Annotated in this window: 16 protein-coding genes; 5 read left to right on the top strand and 11 right to left on the bottom strand. The window is 71.9% G+C overall.

What is annotated here, in order from left to right; all coding sequences use genetic code 11:
* Window positions 1-5: 5 nt before the first annotated feature.
* From ACF08N_RS27765 to mftA, 9 genes are all read right to left on the bottom strand, one after another.
* A complete protein-coding gene (locus ACF08N_RS27765) occupies window positions 6-683 on the bottom strand; it encodes an SDR family oxidoreductase (protein ID WP_392327428.1) in 678 nt (225 codons plus the stop codon).
* 30 nt (window positions 684-713) lie between these two features.
* The gene (gene acs, locus ACF08N_RS27760; protein ID WP_392327427.1) at window positions 714-2,669 is read right to left on the bottom strand and encodes an acetate--CoA ligase; all 1,956 of its coding nucleotides are present in this window, start codon (window positions 2,667-2,669) and stop codon (window positions 714-716) included.
* Between the two features lie 126 nt (window positions 2,670-2,795).
* Window positions 2,796-4,286 (bottom strand): mycofactocin biosynthesis glycosyltransferase MftF, encoded by a 1,491-nt coding sequence (gene mftF, locus ACF08N_RS27755; protein WP_392327426.1) that lies wholly within the window; start codon window positions 4,284-4,286, stop codon window positions 2,796-2,798.
* A complete protein-coding gene (locus tag ACF08N_RS27750) occupies window positions 4,283-5,068 on the bottom strand; it encodes a mycofactocin-coupled SDR family oxidoreductase (RefSeq protein WP_392327425.1) in 786 nt (261 codons plus the stop codon). The genes mftF and ACF08N_RS27750 overlap by 4 nt, the downstream gene beginning before the upstream one ends.
* On the bottom strand, window positions 5,065-5,889 hold the full coding sequence (gene mftE / locus ACF08N_RS27745) for a mycofactocin biosynthesis peptidyl-dipeptidase MftE (RefSeq protein ID WP_392327424.1): 825 nt from the start codon (window positions 5,887-5,889) through the stop codon (window positions 5,065-5,067). Before mftE ends, ACF08N_RS27750 begins: the two co-directional genes overlap by 4 nt.
* 1 nt (window position 5,890) lies before the next feature.
* The gene (mftD, locus tag ACF08N_RS27740) at window positions 5,891-7,063 is read right to left on the bottom strand and encodes a pre-mycofactocin synthase MftD (RefSeq protein WP_392327423.1); all 1,173 of its coding nucleotides are present in this window, start codon (window positions 7,061-7,063) and stop codon (window positions 5,891-5,893) included.
* A 34-nt stretch (window positions 7,064-7,097) separates the two neighbouring features.
* Complete coding sequence (mftC, locus tag ACF08N_RS27735) at window positions 7,098-8,321, bottom strand: mycofactocin radical SAM maturase (RefSeq protein ID WP_392327422.1); 1,224 nt, start codon at window positions 8,319-8,321, stop codon at window positions 7,098-7,100.
* Window positions 8,318-8,632 (bottom strand): mycofactocin biosynthesis chaperone MftB, encoded by a 315-nt coding sequence (gene mftB / locus ACF08N_RS27730; RefSeq protein ID WP_392327421.1) that lies wholly within the window; start codon window positions 8,630-8,632, stop codon window positions 8,318-8,320. The genes mftC and mftB overlap by 4 nt, the downstream gene beginning before the upstream one ends.
* 13 nt (window positions 8,633-8,645) lie before the next feature.
* Window positions 8,646-8,759 carry a mycofactocin precursor MftA gene (gene mftA, locus ACF08N_RS27725; RefSeq protein ID WP_392327420.1) on the bottom strand — a complete coding sequence of 38 codons (114 nt, stop codon included), beginning with the start codon at window positions 8,757-8,759 and terminating at the stop codon, window positions 8,646-8,648.
* 383 nt (window positions 8,760-9,142) lie between these two features.
* On the opposite strand from mftA, the gene mdo reads away from it, so the two are divergent.
* The 5 genes from mdo (at window position 9,143) to ACF08N_RS27700 (ending at window position 15,043) form a co-directional block, all read left to right on the top strand.
* Window positions 9,143-10,435: an NDMA-dependent methanol dehydrogenase gene (gene mdo / locus ACF08N_RS27720; RefSeq protein ID WP_392327419.1), complete on the top strand. Its 1,293-nt coding sequence runs from the start codon at window positions 9,143-9,145 to the stop codon at window positions 10,433-10,435.
* Between the two features lie 81 nt (window positions 10,436-10,516).
* Window positions 10,517-11,743 carry an AAA family ATPase gene (locus ACF08N_RS27715; protein WP_392327418.1) on the top strand — a complete coding sequence of 409 codons (1,227 nt, stop codon included), beginning with the start codon at window positions 10,517-10,519 and terminating at the stop codon, window positions 11,741-11,743.
* A 31-nt stretch (window positions 11,744-11,774) separates the two neighbouring features.
* Window positions 11,775-13,298 carry a VWA domain-containing protein gene (locus ACF08N_RS27710; protein WP_392327417.1) on the top strand — a complete coding sequence of 508 codons (1,524 nt, stop codon included), beginning with the start codon at window positions 11,775-11,777 and terminating at the stop codon, window positions 13,296-13,298.
* A 72-nt stretch (window positions 13,299-13,370) separates the two neighbouring features.
* Window positions 13,371-14,297, top strand: a complete 927-nt coding sequence (mftM, locus tag ACF08N_RS27705) for a mycofactocin oligosaccharide methyltransferase MftM (protein WP_392327416.1) — start codon at window positions 13,371-13,373, stop codon at window positions 14,295-14,297.
* 80 nt (window positions 14,298-14,377) lie between these two features.
* Complete coding sequence (locus ACF08N_RS27700; protein ID WP_392327415.1) at window positions 14,378-15,043, top strand: GPR1/FUN34/YaaH family transporter; 666 nt, start codon at window positions 14,378-14,380, stop codon at window positions 15,041-15,043.
* Window positions 15,044-15,107: 64 nt separating this feature from the next.
* On the opposite strand, the gene ACF08N_RS27695 is transcribed toward ACF08N_RS27700, so the two are convergent.
* On the bottom strand, window positions 15,108-15,773 hold the full coding sequence (locus ACF08N_RS27695) for a response regulator (RefSeq protein WP_392327414.1): 666 nt from the start codon (window positions 15,771-15,773) through the stop codon (window positions 15,108-15,110).
* The gene (locus ACF08N_RS27690; protein WP_392327413.1) at window positions 15,763-17,139 is read right to left on the bottom strand and encodes a sensor histidine kinase; all 1,377 of its coding nucleotides are present in this window, start codon (window positions 17,137-17,139) and stop codon (window positions 15,763-15,765) included. Before ACF08N_RS27690 ends, ACF08N_RS27695 begins: the two co-directional genes overlap by 11 nt.

The following is a 17,139-nucleotide window of genomic DNA, read 5'->3' as shown; positions in this document are numbered from 1 at the left end:
TCCCGTCAGGCAGCACGCGAGGGGCAGGCGGGTTCCTCGCTCAGCACCATGACCGGACCGTGCGAGGGGTTCGTCCGGCGGGTCAGCAGGTCGCACAATGCACCGGCGATGCCCGCCTGGTACAGGCCGGTGCCGCCGAGTGAGGGGCTGGGCACGATCGTGTGGACGTCGAGCCGGGGTGCCAGTTCGGCGGCCAGCCACTCGGTGAGTTCGGTCAGGCTCGACACGGCCGCGTGCTGCGGCCCGTCACGGACCGCGTCCGCGACCACGTTGACCACCGATCCGCCGTGCGCGGCCATCCACCGCCAGTGGGCGCGCTGGATCCAGGCCAGCGGCATCACGAGGTCGCCGTGCAGGGCGTCGCGCAGGGCCAGCGGATCCAGTTCCATCAGCGGACCTGTCCGGGGGCGGACCGAGATCAGGTTCACCAGGTGGTCGAGCCGGCCGTAGTGGTCGACGACGGTGTCGACGGCCGGGCCGAGCGCGGCGAGGTCGTCCCGGCCGCACTGCAGGGCGAGGACCGGGGACCCCGGCACGGCCGCGAGGCGGACGTCCTCGGCGTCGGGACCTGCCCACGCCACCCGGGCGCCGCGTGCCAGCAGGCTTTCCGTCACCGCCGCTGCCGGCCCGGCCGCTCCGGTGCAGAGCACGACCCGGCCGGACAACCGGCTTTCGTGTCCCATTCGGTTTCCCCTTTCCTCGCGCAGCATCGGTCAGTCGGCCCGCGGGGAGCCACTGGTGAGCCCGGCGTTGATCAGGTCCATCACGGAGGCGTCGGCGAGCGTGGTGACGTCGCCGACCTCACGGTTCTCCGCGACGTCCCGCAGGAGCCGGCGCATGATCTTCCCGGAACGGGTCTTGGGCAGTTCGGGGACGACCATGACCTGACGGGGCTTGGCGATGGGGCCGATCTCCCCGGCCACGTGCTCGCGCAGCGTCGCGACGACCTCCTCCCCGCCCGCCGCGGGCCCGTCCGTGCCGCCGCGCAGGATGACGAAGGCCACGATGGCCTGCCCGGTGGTCGCGTCGGACGCGCCGACCACGGCGGCCTCGGCCACCGCGGGGTGCGAGACGAGCGCCGACTCGACCTCGGCGGTGGAGATCCGGTGACCGGAGACGTTCATGACGTCGTCGACCCGGCCCAGCAGCCAGATGTCGCCGTCGTCGTCGTAGCGTGCGCCGTCGCCGGCGAAGTAGTAGCCGTGCCGGGCGAACCGGGACCAGTACGTCTCGCGGTAGCGCTCCTCGTCGCCCCAGACGCCGCGCAGCATGGACGGCCACGGCTGGTCGAGCACGAGGTAGCCGCTCTCGCCCTTGCCGACCTCACGGCCCTGGTCGTCGACCACCTTGGCGGAGATGCCGGGCAGGGGCGTCTGTGCCGAGCCGGGCTTGGCCGCGGGGCCGCCGGGCAGGGGCGCGATCATGACGGCGCCGGTCTCCGTCTGCCACCAGGTGTCCACGACCGGCGCCCGGTTGCCGCCGATGTGTTCCCGGTACCACCGCCACGCCTCGGGGTTGATGGGTTCGCCGACGCTGCCGAGCACGTCGATGGAGGACAGGTCGTAACGGGCGGGGATGCTCTCGCCCCACTTCATGAAGGTCCGGACGAGGGTGGGAGCGGTGTAGTAGGCGGAGACCCGGTACTTCTCGATGATCTCGAAGTGACGTCCCTCGTGCGGTGTGTTGGGGGTTCCCTCGTACATGACCGAGGTGGTGCGGTTGGCGAGCGGCCCGTACACGATGTACGAGTGGCCGGTGATCCAGCCGATGTCGGCGGTGCACCAGTAGACGTCGGTGTCGGGATCGAGGTCGAAGACGGTGCGGTGGGTGTAGGCGGCCTGGGTGAGGTAGCCCCCGGAGGTGTGCAGGATGCCCTTCGGCCTGCCGGTCGTGCCCGAGGTGTAGAGGATGAAGAGCGGGTGCTCGGCGTCGAAGGCCTCGGGTGTGTGCGCGTCGGGCTGGGCGTCCACCACGTCGTGCCACCACAGGTCGCGGCCCTCTGTCCAGGGGACGTCTCCGCCGGTGCGCCGGACCACCAGGACGTGCTCGACGCCGGGCGTGTCCCGTATCGCCTCGTCGGTGTTCGCCTTCATCGCCTCCGCCCTGCCCCGGCGGTACTGGCCGTCCGATGTGATCAGCAGCCGGGCGTCGGCGTCCTCGATCCGTGACTGCAGGGCAGCCGGGGAGAAGCCGCCGAACACCACACTGTGCGGGAGCCCGAGCCGGGCGCAGGCCAGCATGGCGAAGACGGCCTCGGGGATCATCGGCAGCTGGAGGGCCACTCGGTCCCCGGCGGTCAGGCCGAGGGAGAGCAGGGCGTTGGCCGTCTTGCAGACCTCGCGCCTCAGGTCCGCGTACGTGATCGTCCGGGTGTCGCCGGGCTCGCCCTCCCAGTGGAAGGCGACCTGGTCGCCGTGCCCGGCCTCGACGTGGCGGTCGACGCAGTTGTGGGCGACGTTCAGTTTCCCGCCGGTGAACCACCGGGCGAACGGCGCGTCCGACCAGTCCAGGACCTCGTCCCATCCGGTCTCCCAGTCCAGCCGGCCGGCTTGCTGCGCCCAGAACGCCATCCGGTCGGCAGCCGCCGGCTCCGCCGGTCCGGACGCCGCGTCGTCCCGTGCGGTGAGCGGGTTGTCGGCGGTTGTGTGGTGATCGGAGCGGGGGGACATGCGGGATCCTCCAGTGGGATGAGGGGGACGGCTGTACCGGTACCGAGAGGCCGGTGGCGCGGGCGTGACCAGGTGTTCAGGGTGGGCGACGAGGGTTGGTGGGAGGTTGGCGGACGTGGCGCGCGGCTACGTCCGTGGCCGGGCACGGCGGCCCGGCCGAGGCAGCGCGAGTCGTGGCCTCAGCGGTGCGGTGGTCCTGCGACGGGCGGCGCCCTGCCATACGCCCCAGCCGTAGGCGAGGTCGTCCAGGCGGCGGATCGCCGTGTGCGCGAGGGGTGTCAGGGACGTGCCCGAGCGGTGGTGGTCCACGAGCCCTTCGGCGAGGGCCGCGGCGACCAGCGCGTAGCGTGCACGCCGGCTCAGGGCGGCCGCGGTCACGGCGACGGGCCAGTGGTGCCGGGTGGCGCAGCGCAGCAGTTGTCCGGCGGTACCGCGCAGTGCGGCGAGCGAGAGCCGCGCCGCCGCGCGGGCCGGGTGGTCGGCGCCGGCCATGCGCGGCCTGAGCCGACCTGCGACCGCTCCGGTCAGGGCCGCTGCCAGGGCCGCGGGGGCCGGTCTGCCGCGCAGCAGCAGCGCGCAGGCGGCCAGCGACCAGGGGGCGGCGTACAGCGGCGGGACCTGTCCCGGGTGCCGGAGCGCCAGATCCGCGGCACTCGTCCCGTATGCGGCCCGCTGGGCGAGCCAGCTGCGCAGGTCCGTACGGTGCCGGTGGCCCACGCGGGAGGCGGGGACGTACCGCAGTCGCCAGCCCGCCTGGTGCAGCCGTATGCACAGGTCGACGTCCTCGCCGACCCGCATGGCTTCGGTGAAGCCGCTGCCGACGGCGGAGCGGCGGACCACGACGGTCGCGCCGGGTACGTAGGAGAGGGCGGACAACGGCACGACCGGTCCTTCCTTCGCTCCCATGTCCAGCGGCGAGTGCACCTTTTCGTACCGGTCCAGGAGTCCCGGCTCGGACACGGGCAGCGCGACCACGCGTGGTGCGGCGAGGGCCACCGCGGGATCGGCGAACTGTGCCAGCAGGGGCGCGAGCCAGCCCGCTTCGGGGACCACGTCGGAGTCGCAGAACGCCACGTACGAGGTCCGGGCCCGGCGCAGTCCGGTGTTGCGGGCCGCCGCCGGGCCGAGGTTGTACGGGTGGACGAGCAGCCGGACGCCGTGTCTGCGGGCCACGTCGGCCAGGGCCGCCGGGTCCCTGGAGCCGTCGTCGACGACCAGCACGGGGAGGGCGGAGGTCGACGGGTCGGCGCGCACAGCGGTCAGGAGCCTGTCCAGTTGGCCGGCGCGGTCGCGGATGGGGATCACGACGGTGGTGTCGTGGACGGGCGGCAGGCCGGGGCGGGGGTGCACCACGCCTGCGTCCAGGAGCCGTCGGGCGAGCACCGCGGTCGCCGGGTCCGTGACCGTGAACCGGCCGCCGTCCAGCAGGCGGACCGCCGTGGTGGTCAGCCGGATCAGTCGCGGTGGCGAGCCGCCGAGCATCAGCCGCCCGTCCTTCGACCGGTGGGTGTCGGCAGCGACTTCTACCGCGAACCCGTCCGGCAGCGGGGCGTCCGGTGGTGTCGGCAGCCCGATGCCCGGCAGGTTCCGCGGTGTCTGCCGTGCGAGCGAGGTCATGCGGTGAACCCTCCGTCCGCGTGGAGTACCGATCCGGTGACGGCGAAGGACTCCGCCGAACAGGCCCAGGCGACCACGGCGGCGACCTCGTCGGGGTGCAGTGGCCTGCCCACGAGCTGCTGTTCGGCGAGCTGCTCGACATCGGCCAGCCCGTACAGGTCCGCGGTGGCCCGCAGCATGTCCGTCCTGGTGGAGCCCGGTGACACGGCGACGGCGTTCACGCCTGTGCCCCGCAGGTCGCAGGCGAGGGCACGGACCAGGCCGACCACCGCGTGCTTGGCCGCGCAGTAGGCCCCCAGTCCCCACATCCCACGGTGCCCGGCGGCCGAGGCCAGCGCGACGAACCGGCCGTGGCGGGGCTGCGGCCTGCGCAGCAGGGCGGGTACGGCGGCGCGCGCGAAGTGCGCCACTCCCATGACGTCGACGTCGAGCAGGGTCCGCCACTGCGCGTCGGTCTGCTCCCACAACGGGGCTCCGCCGAGCATCACCGCCGCAGCGCCCACGGCGGCGTCCAGACCGCCGAATTCGGTGTCGGCCAGCTCCACCGCCGCCTGCAGCGCGGCCGCGTCCCGCACGTCCGCGCGGACCGTGCGGACCAGGGGGAACTCGCGGGCGAGCTCGTCGAGTCCGCCGGGGCGGGCCAGCGCATACGGCACCTGGGGGTCGTCGGCGCAGCGGTCCACCGCGACGACGGCCCAGCCGCTCCGGGCCAGGGTCCGTACTGTCGCCCTGCCGATGCCCCGCGCGGCTCCGGTCACCACGGCGACCGGCGGGCCGGTCATCGCCCGGCTCCCGCCGGTGCGACCACGGGCCGCGGCCCGGGCAGGCCGAGCCGGCCATGCCCGGAGATCCGCCATGCGCGGACGTCCTCGGCGAGGCGGTCCGCCATGGTGTCCAGCAGCCGTTCGCCGTCGCTCGCGCAGGCCCCGGCCGGGTCGCCCAGGACACCGGACGGGCTCACTCCGTGGACGGATTCGGCGACCAGCCGCCCCATCAGGAGGTGGACGGGGTCGGTCGGTCCGGCGACGGCCTGTTCGCCGCGTACCGCGGCATGCCGCAGCCGCAGCATCATGGAGGTCTCGGCGCGGCCGGCGTGGGCGTCGGAGTCCTTGGGGACACACGGCCACCAGGCCACGTTCCGGCCCTCGGTCCGCAGGCCGGTGACCGCCCCGGACAGGCTGGTCAGGTTGCCGCCGTGCCCGTTCACCACGAGGAGGCGTCCGGCCCAGCGCAGCATCGAGCGGCCGATCTCCGTGACGAGCAGGTGCAGCGCGGTGTGGCCGGCGGACACCGTGCCGGGGAACCCCTCGTGCTCACCGCTGGCCGCGTACGCCTGCGCCGGGGCGACGAGTACGTCCGCCGAGCCCCGCAACCGGGCGGCGGCCCGTTCGGCGACCGCCGATGCCACCGCCGTGTCGGTGTCCAGCGGGAGATGGGGGCCGTGCTGTTCGCAGGATCCCAGCGGCAGCAGCACCAGGGGACGACGGTCCGTCAGATCCGGCCAGGCCAGGTCCGCGAGACGGGTGGTCGTCGTGCGCTGGGCGTGCGCCCTCGCCTTGGGGGCGGGCGCGGGCCCTGGCACCGGCGCGGGCGCGGGCCCCATCTCAGACCGCCCCGAGAGTGCGGGTGAATCCGGGCGGGATCACCACATCGTCGCGGGTCAGTTCCTGGACGGAGGAGCGCCCGAGACCGAGCAGGGCGGAGTCGATGCCGCCGCGCAGGATGTCGAGCACGTTCTCCACCCCGGTCTGCCCGCCCGCCGCCAGTCCCCACAGGTAGGCGCGGCCGATCATCACGGCCTTCGCGCCGAGGGCCAGCGCCTTGACCACGTCGCTTCCGCGGCGGATGCCGCTGTCCAGCAGGAGATCGACCTGGCCGCCCACCGCGTCCGCGACGGCCGGCAGGGCCCGGATCGGTGCCGGTGTGCCGTCGAGGTTGTTCCCGCCGTGGTTGGACACCGAGATCGCCGTGACTCCTGCGTCCACCGCGCGCAGGGCGTCGTCCACCCGGCACACGCCCTTGAGGAGGAACGGCCCGTCCCACTGTTCGCGCAGCCAGCGCACGTCCTCCCACGAGGGGGGCGGCGTCTGCATCCACTCGCCGTACGCCCCGAAGAACGTGGGCGCGTCGTTCCCCGGGTCGGTGAGGTTCGGCGCGGTCAGGTCCGGGAGGCGGCGTGACCGGAGGAAGTCCAGCAGCCACCCCGGGCGTGCCAGGGCCTCCGGGGCGAACCGTGCCATCGCCTTGAGGTCCAGCCGTTCGGGGATCTTGGGGCTGCCCCAGTCCCGGCCGTGCGAGAAGGACCAGTCGAGGGTGACGATGAGCCCCTTGGCTCCGGCCGCGCGTGCGTGTTCGATGCGGCGCAGCATCGCGTCCTTGGAGCCCATCCAGTACATCTGGAAGAACGTCTGCGCATTGGCCGCCACGACGTCCGCCAGCGGTTTGCTCGCGAACGAGCTGAGACCCATCGCGGTGCCTCGGGCCGCGGCCGCACGGGCCACCGCGAGCTCTCCGTCGGGGTGCACCGCCTGTACACCCGTCGGGGAGATGATCACCGGCAGTGAGATCTGCTCGCCCATGACGGTCGTCGACTGGTCCCGCTTCCCCGACAGCCCGGCCACGTGCGGTGCGAAGCCCAGTTCCGCGAAGGCCCTGGTGTTGTCGTCGTAGGACGTGCCCTTCTCCGAACCGGCGAGCAGCGCGCTGTAGACCGACTTCGGCAGCCGCTTCCCGGCCCGGCGCTGGGCCTCCGCCACCGTTTCGAACCACCCGCTCATGACCATCCTCCTTCTCGTCCGTAGGTGTTCGTCGTCACGCCGGCAGGTGCGTCGGCATCCCGGCCAGCGGGCTCTCGTCGCAGAAGCGGTCCGGGCGGCTGGTGCGCACCGCGGGCATGCCCAGCGGCACCGTCCGGTGCGAGTGGTCCTTGCCCTGGCGGGGCAGCGCGTCCGGGTCGACGGCGGAGAGTGCGGCAGCTCCGTGGCCCTTGACGCACTCGGGGTCGGGGCCGTCCAGTGGGAGGCCCGTGAAGAACTTCGCGGCCATGCAGCCGCCCTGGCAGGTGTCGTACGCCGAGCAGCCGGAACAGGCGCCCCCGGAGGACGGCTTGCGCAGCTCGGTGAAGAGGTCCGAGTCCCGCCACACCTGTCCGAAGCCTCCGGGTGAGCGGACGTTGCCGGCCTTGAAGGCGTCGTGGATGGCGAACGGGCAGGCGTACACGTCGCCGACCGGGTCGATGAGGCAGACCACACGCCCGGCCCCGCACAGGTTCAGTCCGGGGATCGGTGCCGACCCCAGTGCGTTGAGGTGGAAGAACGAGTCCCCGGTGAGGACCCGGTCGCCGTGGCCGAGGAGCCATGCGTAGATGTCGTACTGCTGGTCGGCGGTCGGGTGCAGTTCGTCCCACACGTCGGCGCCGCGGCCGGACGGCCGCAGCCGCGTGATTCGCAGCTGGGCCCCGTACCGGTCGGCGATGGCGGCGAAGTCGTCGAGCTGCGGCACGTTCCGGCGGGTCATCACGACGGAGATCTTGAAGTCCTCGAAGCCGGCGGCGGCGAGGTTCTCCATGGCGCGTATCGCCATGTCGTACGAGCCGGGACCGCGGACCGCGTCGTTGACCTCGCGGGTGGCTCCGTCGAGTGAGATCTGGATGTCTACGTAGTCGGTGGCGGCCAGCCGGCGTGCGCGCTCGGGAGTCAGCCGCAGGCCGTTGGTGGAGAATTTCACCCCCACCTGGTGGGCCACGGCGTAGTCCAGCAGCTCCCAGAAGTCGGGGCGGACCGTCGGCTCGCCGCCGCCGACGTTGACGTAGAACACCTGCATCCGCTGGAGTTCGTCGATCACGGACTTGATCTCGTCGGTGGACAGCTCCAGCGGGTCCCGCCGTCCGGACGAGGACAGGCAGTGTGTGCAGGACAGGTTGCAGGCATAGGTCCACTCCCAGGTCAGGCAGATCGGGGCGTGCAGACCGCCTTTGAACTGCTCGACGAGGGCGGGCACACGCTCGGCGTGCGGGGTGTCGTTGCGGGTGTTCATGACCGGGCTCCGGTTCCACTGCGCTGGGGAATGATCATGTCGGCGGCGGCCAGCGAGGCGAGGGCGCGCAGGAAGGCGCCGCGTCGGGCGTCGGGGAGGCCCGCGAGGGCGTGCCCGACGCTGGGGTGGCGGTCGAGGCCGCGGACCAGCTCGACGAGTTCCGGCGCCTTCAGGAACGACAGCCGGCGGTTGCCGAAGTGGTAGGCGAGCGCCCCGAACGGCTCGGGGCGCAACGCCACACAGGGGTTCAGCCGGTAGGGGCGCGCCGCGTCGAACGTCGTGTCGGACGCGGCGGCCGAGGAAGGGGGCATCGTCGGCCCGGCCTCAGTAGACGCCGCACATGCCGTCGATCGACACCTCTTCGACAAGGAGCTCCTCGGTCACCTCGTCGACGGCCGTGCCGGTGTCCTGCTCGCTGGTACGGATCTGCTCCTGCATGACAAACCTCCTGAAAGGACGGGGAGTTGGGGGAGAGACGAGCCGGTGCCGCCGTGCGGTGACCGGCCCGGACTCGACGCTACGGCCGGCCGCTCCGCGTCTCGCCCTGCTTTCGGCCCTCCTCCCCCCGTCCGGTCGGACAGGTGCGCCGCCGCCGTGGCGGTTCCCGTCGCGCGCCCCGTCCGATCGGACAGGGCGGATCCCGTCCGTTCGCGTCCGGCTGCCGTCCGCGCGGCCGGTATCGCCCCGTGTCGCGTTCCCGGAGGGTGAGTCACGCCACGAACAACCGGCACGTCCGTGCTCCCCCGGACATCTGCGCCGCCGGCAACGGAGCAGTCGTCGCAGTACGCGCGGTCCACCGCGCGGAGAGGACAGTCGCGATCATGCAGGTCGAAGAACTTCTCAAGCCCTTCCCGATCAAGGAATTCCATCCCTTCCCGCGGGCGCTGATGGGCCCGGGCGCCCATGAGCTGATCGGCCCGGAGGCGAAGAAACTGGGTTTCCGGCGCACACTGGTGATGACCACGGGTCTGCGCGGCAGTGACACGGTGCACAAGATCGTCGAGTCGATGAAGTACCACGGGCTCGAGGTCGTCGTGTACGACAAGGTCGAGTCGAACCCGAAGGACTACAACGTCATGGATGCCGTGGCGCTGTACCAGGAGAACAGGTGCGACTCGTTCGTGTCGATCGGCGGCGGTTCGTCGCACGACGCGTGCAAGGGCGCCCGTGTCTCGGTGGCGCACGACGGCCGCAACGTCAACGACTTCGAGGGCTTCAACAAGTCCGAGAACCCGAAGAACCCGCCGCACATCGCGGTGTCCACCACGGCCGGTACGGGCTCGGAGACCTCCTGGGCGTATGTCATCACCGACACCACGACCGACCCGGAGAACCCGCACAAGTACGTCGCCTTCGACGACGCGTCCGTGGCCTCCCTCGCCATCGACGACCCGACGCTGTACTACGACTGCCCGCTGGACTACACGGCGCAGTGCGGCTTCGACGTCCTCGCGCACGCCTCGGAGCCGTACGTCTCCCGGCTCAACTTCCAGCCCTCGCTGGGCAACGCGCTGCACGCCATTCGGCTCACCGCCCGCCATCTGCGGCAGGCGGTGTGGAACGGCCAGGACCTGGCGGGCCGTGAGGGCATGATGTACGCCCAGTACATCGCGGCGCAGGCGTTCAACTCCGGTGGCCTCGGCATCATCCACTCCATCTCGCACGCCGTGAGCGCGTTCTACGACACCCACCACGGGCTCAACAACGCCATCGCGCTCCCCCGCGTGTGGGCGTTCAACATGCCCTCCCACTACGAGCGGTTCGCGGACATCGCCGAGGCGATGGATGTGGACACGCACGGCATGACGAAGGTGCAGGCGGCCGAGGCGGCGCTCGCGGCGGGCATCCGGCTGCTGCGCGACGTCGGCATCCCGGAGAAGTTCACCGATGTCCAGCAGGACACGTACTCCAAGAACCGGCTCGGCCAGGGTCCGACGAAGTTCTACGAGCAGGCGAAGGTGATCAAGGGCGACGCCGGCGATGTCGACCGCATCACCCACCACGTCCTCGGCGACGCCTGCACTCCCGGCAATGCCAAGGAGTGCACCTTCGACACCGTCCGGCCCGTCGTCGAACACTGCATGACCGGCGATCTGGACGACCTGCTCAGCTGAACGATCCACGCGGGGTGGGGGCGGTGCAGCCGTCCCCACCCCGCCCACTCCCGGAGTTCGTGACGTCCCGACGGAGGAACCGTGCCCGAGACACCCCCGCCCCACGACGCACCGCCGCAGGCGTTCGGATCGGTCGACGAGGTCGCCGAGCGGTTGGCCGCCCACGGCTACATCGCCGACCAGCGCCTTGCCACGACCGTGTTCCTGCAGACCCGGCTGGACAAGCCGGTACTGCTGGAGGGGCCCGCCGGAGTCGGCAAGACGGAGCTGGCCAAGACGCTCGCCGCCGCCACCGGGCGCCGGCTGCTGCGCCTGCAGTGCTACGAGGGCCAGGACGAGAGCAAGGCGCTGTACGAGTGGGACTACGGCAAGCAGCTGCTGTACACGCAGATGCTGCGGGACAAGATCGGCGACCTCACGGCCGACGCACCCGACGTGGCCTCCGCGGTGCGCCGGATCGAGGAGCAGGACAGCGTGTTCTTCTCCGACCGGTTCCTCGCGCCGCGTCCGCTGCTGGAAGCCGTACGCGGCGAGCAGCCCGCGGTTCTGCTGATCGACGAGGTCGACCGGGCGGACGAAGCCCTGGAGGCGGTCCTCCTGGAGTGCCTGGCCGAGTACCAGGTGTCCGTGCCGGAGATCGGCACGTACACCGCGAAGGTCCCGCCGTACGTGGTGCTGACTTCCAACAACACCCGTGACCTGTCGGCCGCGCTCAAGCGTCGCTGCCTGCACCTCTTCCTCGACTACCCGGACGCGGCACGGGAGTTGGAGATCGTGCGCGCCAAGGACACCGGACTGCCCGAGGCGACCGCCCGCCATCTGGTGCGGGTGGTGCGCGGGCTCCGTGAGCTGCAGCTGCGGAAGAACCCGAGCATCTCCGAGACGGTCGACTGGGCCCGCACGCTCGCCGTGCTGGGCGTCGACGAACTCGACCCGGCGGTGCTCGCCGACACGGCGAATGTGGTGCTCAAGTACGAGCGCGACCTCAACCGTGCCCTGGACGTCCTGCCGCGTCTCGTCGACCCCAACCGCACGCTGCCCGAGCCCGCCCACCACCACGACGGGCACGGCCACCACCACGGGCATCGGCACGACGACCACCACCACGACGGGCACCACCACGGCCCCGGCCACGGGCAGCCCGACGAGGTGGACGGGCGCGAGGTCCGCGCGGCGATGGACCGGCAGGGCCGGCATGACAAGGGCTACTACGGCGCCCCGGGCCCGGGCCCGACACTCCGCCCCTCACCGGGCGGCGGCCAGGGCGCCCGCGCGTTCGCCGCGATCGCGCGGCGCCGCACCGACTGACACGGACACGGGAGGCGCGATGGAAGCCGGAGTGCATCGATTCGTCCGCGTACTGCGGTTGTTCGGGCTGCGGGTCTCCGTGTCGGAGGCCATGGACGCCATGCGGGGAGCGGCGCAGCCCGGCGTGCTCGACCAGCGCGGGACACTGCGCGAGACGCTGCGCATGACACTGGTGAAGGACCGGCGCGACGACGCGCTGTTCGACGAGCTGTTCACCGCGTTCTTCTCGCTGCGCCCGGTGTCCGGCGAGTCCGACGGCCACGGTCACAGCCATGAGCACGACGACCTGTCCGACACCGGTGAACTGCAGTCGTTCACCGTCTCCGAGGAGCCCTCGCAAACCCCCCAGCAGGGCCACAGCCACGGCAAGCCGTCGGACATCCGGGACTACTTCGACCAGCAGGACCTGGCCCAGCAGTACAACCTGCACCAGGAGGCGAACAAGATCGACCTGGCGTCGATGACCCGGGAGATCGTCCTGTCCGAGGACGGCGCCGTCGGCGGCCGGGACACGAGCCCGTCGGTCCAGCTGGAGACGGAGCGGCTGCACGGCGCGGGGCTTCCCGGCCGGCTCGCGGCGGCGGCCGGGAAGCCGATCGACACGGCGCTGACCGTGGCCCAGCAGGACGCCCTGCCGGGCTGGCTCACAGAGGGGACCGACGAGCCCGACGGGCCGGAACTCGACATGATCCGGAGCCAGTTGAGCGGAGTCATCGAGAACCTGCCCGAGCTGCTGAAGCGGCACCTGGACCGGCTCGCCGAATTGCAGGCGGTGGCCGTGGAGTCCGCGAACATCGCCGAACGAGCCCGCATCGAGACGGTGGACGAGGACGAACGGGGCCAGCTGGAGGAGGCGCTGCGCCGGATCGGCCGCTCCCTGCACGGCGCGCTGACCAGCCGTCGGCGCAACACTCCGCGGGGCCGCGTCCACCCCGGCCGCACCATGCGCCACAACATGCGCTACGAGGGGATTCCGTTCCGGCCCGTCACCGTCACGCGAGCCGAGGACAGGCCCCGCCTGGTCGTCCTCGCGGACGTCTCACTGTCGGTGCGTGCCACCGCGCGCTTCACTCTGCACCTCGTGCACGGTCTGCAGTCGCTGTTCGGGCAGGTCCGCTCGTACGCCTTCGTCGACGAACCGACGGAGATCACCGAGCTGTTCGCCGAACACCCGCTGGAGCGGGCGCTGGGGCTGGTCTTCGACGGCCTGCCGGCCGGAGGACTGCTCGATGTGGACGCGAGCTCCGACTACGGCAGGACGTTCGACCTGCTCCTGTCCGAGCACGCCTCCGCCCTGGGCAGACGTACGACCCTGCTCGTGCTGGGCGACGGCCGCGGGAACGGCAACGCACCGGGGGCGACCGCGTTCGAGGAGATCACCCGCAGGGTCCGGCAGACGATCTGGCTGACACCGGAACCGCGCTTCTCCTGGGGCCTCGGCGCGTGCGATCTGCCCCTCTACGCGGAGTACTGCGACCGCGTCCAGGTGGTCGCCGACCTCGCCGGACTGGAGCGCGCGACCCACCGGATGGCGACGGAGGTGACCGGGCGATGACCGCCACCCCGCAGCGTCCCGGGGAGCCACCGTCGTGAGCACCTCCGCACACCGTCACCGGGAGCCGTCCTCATGAGCGTCCCCAGCCTCCGGATCGCCGTCGCCGCACGCCGCATCGACCCCCTGGCACCCCATCCGCCCGGCGTCTACGTGGATCACCTGGTCCGTGTGGTCCGCGGGCTCCCCCTCGCCGGTGACGCGACACCCCGGCCGATCGTCAGGACCGGGCACTTCACCCTGCGCCGCCGGGGACGTCGCGTCGAGCTGGGCCACTCGCTGCGTCCCGAGCAGTTGGACAACGACCTCGCCGGACTCCTCGCCGAGGAACTGTTCGCGCCCGGCTGGCTGTGCGGCAGTGACATCTTCGAGCGCGTCTTCACCGGGGTCGTGCGCTCCTGCGTGGACGGCGCGCTGCCCGCGTGGGCCACTTTCTACGACAACACGCTGGCGCGTGTCCGGGAGTCGTGGCAGCTGCCCGCACCCGCCCGGCACTCCTCGATCGCCGGGTTCGCACCGGTCTACCGCCGCACTCTGGACCTGGTGGCCCCGGGCACCGTGCTGGACATGGGCTCCTGCTTCGGCTTCCTGCCACTGCTGCTCGCCGAGCGACCGGGACACACGGTGACCGCGACGGACCTCGTGCGGGGCACCATGAGCCTGCTGGGCTCCGTGGCCCGCGCGCGGGGCCTGCCCCTGGAGACACTGGCCTGCGACGCGGCGCGGGTACCACTGCCGGACCGCTCGGTGGACACCGTCACGGTCATCCACGTACTGGAGCACCTGGATCCCCGGCACGGCGACGCCGTCGTCCGGGAGGCGCTGCGGCTGGCCCGCAAGCAGGTGGTGGTGGCCGTGCCGTACGAGGACGAACCGACAGCCGCCTACGGGCACGTGCGCTGCTTCGACGACGACCGGCTCGCCGCACTCGGCCGCCGCACCGGTCACCGGTTCTCCGTCACCTCGCACCACGGCGGCTGGCTGGTACTCGATCCGCACTGACCCCGCCCCTGCATGCCCAGGGGCCCCAAGACCTGCGCCACCACCCCGAAGAACAACACTGCGACGCAAAGGAGCGTTTCATGTCCCTATCGGAAACGGACACGGCAGGTACGGCCGCTGCCGCGGCGCACGCGAAGCCCCAACCACAGGCAGCGCCGGCGCCGGCGCCGCTGGACGGTGATCCGGCGCTGATCGGCGTGCCCACCTTCATCGTGGGCTCGATCGCGCTCGGACTGACCCTGGTCGGGTACCTGCCGGCCGGCACCGCCGGAGCACCGGTCGCGATCATCCTCGCGGCCACCGCGACCGGCCAATTGATCGCCGCGGTCTGGGCGGCCGCGCTCGGGCGGAACGCCGTTGCGGCGATCTTCGGCATTTTCACCGGCTTCTGGCTCAGTTACGCGGTTCTCGTCCTCGGCCTCATCCACGGCTGGTTCGGCATCACGGCCGCCACCGCGACCGGAACCCAAGCCCTGTTCCTGATCTCCTGGCTGGCCACCATCGTGCTGCTGACCGTGAGCACACTGCGGCTGCCCGCTGCCTTCACCGTGCTGTTCGCGCTGATCGACGCGGCACTGGCACTGGTCCTGTTCGCCACCCTGAACGGTTCCGGCACACTGCAGACCGCAGGCGGATACACCGTCTTCGCCTTCGTCGCGGTCGGGGTGTATCTCTTCTTCCACGTCGCGTCACTGGCCACGGGAGGACGCGGACTGCCGCTCGGCCGTCCGGCGCTGCGAGGCTGATCCGAAGCGGAGGGCCGGGACCGGTCGTCACCGGTCCCGGCCTTCCGCGTGCCCCGTCCCGGTGTCAGATCACGCCCAACTTGCTGGCCTCGTAGACGACTTCCGCGCGGCTGCTCGCGTCCATCTTGCGCATGATGTTGCGGACGTGGAACTTCACCGTCGTCTCCGAGATGTACAGCTCCGCCCCGATCTCCCGGTTGCTCAGCCCGTGGGCCAGCAACTGCAGCACCTTGAGCTCCCGTTCGGTGAACTTCGGCTGCGCGGGCTGCACGCGCATCGACCGCACCATGGCCGCGGCCGCGTGGGAGTCGAAGGCGCTCTCGTTGCGGGCCACCGCGCGGATCGAGCGCAGCAGCTCGGTGGTGTCGACGTCCTTGACCACGTAACCGCGCGCGCCGTGGTGGATCGCTTCCACCACCAGCGAGTCGTCGAGGAAGGTGGTGAGCACCAGCACGGCCAGGTCCGGATGACGACTGGTCAGCTGTGCGCACAGGTCGAGGCCCTCGGTGTCGGCCCCCGTGGACAGCTTCAGGTCGAGCAGCACGATCGACGGCTGCGTGCGCTCGACGACGGCGGCCGCCTCGGCGGCCGTACTCGCCTCGCCGACCACCTGCAGGTCGCTCTCCCGGTCCAGGATCGACCGCAGTCCGTGCCGGACGATCGCGTGGTCGTCGACCAGCACGATCCGCAGGGCCTGCGTAGGCGCCGCCGCCTGCTGTTCAGTGGTCATCCGCTGCCTCCTGAGGGTTCTTCACCGGCAGCGGGATGTCGACCCGCAGCAGGACGCCTCCCATTCCCGACCGGCGGATGGAGAGTCTGCCTCCCAGGTCCTCCGCCCGGGCGACCATGTTCGCCAGCCCGCGGTGGCGTCCGGCCAGGTCTGTGGCCCGCGACAGGCGCAGTGCGCGGCGCAGTTGGGCCGGATCGCCGCTCCCGTCGTCGGACACGGTCAGCACGACCGCGTCGGGCAGATACCGCAGGCGGACAAGTGCCCGGCCGGCATTGCCGTGGGTGGCGGAGTTGAACAGGGCCTCGCCCGTCAGCCGGAGGATCGACTGCTCGGCCGAGGGAGGAAGGGGCAGCGGCCTGCCGGCGACCTGCACCTGCACGTCGAGGTCCGTCGTCAGGTGCACGGTGGACAGCCGGCCCAGCATCACCGGCAGCGGGCCCGCGGGCTCCTGCGAGGTGTGGTGGAGCGCGTAGATCGCGGCGCGCAGCCGTTCCACCGCCTGCCGGTTGAGGTCCTTGGCGGTGGCGAGCCGATCCGCGATCTCCCCGGCCTGCCCGCCCAGGCCCTCCAGCTCCGCCCGGCACACCTCCATGGTCATCCCGGCGCTGAGCACGTACTGGGAGACGCTGTCGTGCAGTTCGCGCGCGATACGGCGCCGCTCGTCGTCGAGAGCCTGGCGCTGCATCGCGTCGAGCAGCCGCGCCTGGGTCTCGGCCAACTCGGCGTTGCGCGCGGCCAGGTCACGTGCCTGCCGCTCGGCCGCCTCGGACAGTTCCTCCGTCCGCCCGCGCAGGGTGGTCGCCGCGTGGAAGAGGAACGTGTTGTGCAGCGCGACGGCGGCCTGGTTGGCCAGGACCCGCAGGATGGCCAGATCGGTGTCCGCGACCTCGACTCCGGCACCGGGCCGGGCCGCGATACCGCCGACCGGCTCCTCGTCCAGGGTCATCGGCGCACGCACCCAGCCGTCGCCGTTGTCGGGCGTGCCTGCCTCCCAGGGGCGGGTGCGCAGAACCTTGAGATGTTCCCGCACCTCGGCGGGGACCCGGGTCTCGTCGTCGATCAGCACGTCGTCCGCGTACAGCAGGAACCGCGGGCGGGCGGCGCGCAACGCTCCGTCCGCCACGGCCAGCAGCAGCCAGCGTGCCTGCAGATGCTCGGCCGCCGTCCGCACGACCGCCTCGACCAGGGCACGCGGACCCTCAGCGGTGCGTACCAGAGCGCGGGAGATGCCGTCGAGCGCCTCCACGGTCCGCTCCAACCGCTCCGTGGAGCGCACGTACGCCGGATAGAACGAACGCTTGCCCGACCGGAGTCCGGTCAGCACCCCCAGATCTGCGGTCTGAGGGGGCCGCTCGGGGATGCTCAC

Origin of the sequence: Streptomyces sp. NPDC015127 (assembly GCF_043080095.1) — a bacterium.
Classification (GTDB): domain Bacteria; phylum Actinomycetota; class Actinomycetes; order Streptomycetales; family Streptomycetaceae; genus Streptomyces.
Note: the sequence above shows the minus strand (reverse complement) of the source record. Positions and strands in the feature narration are given on the sequence as shown.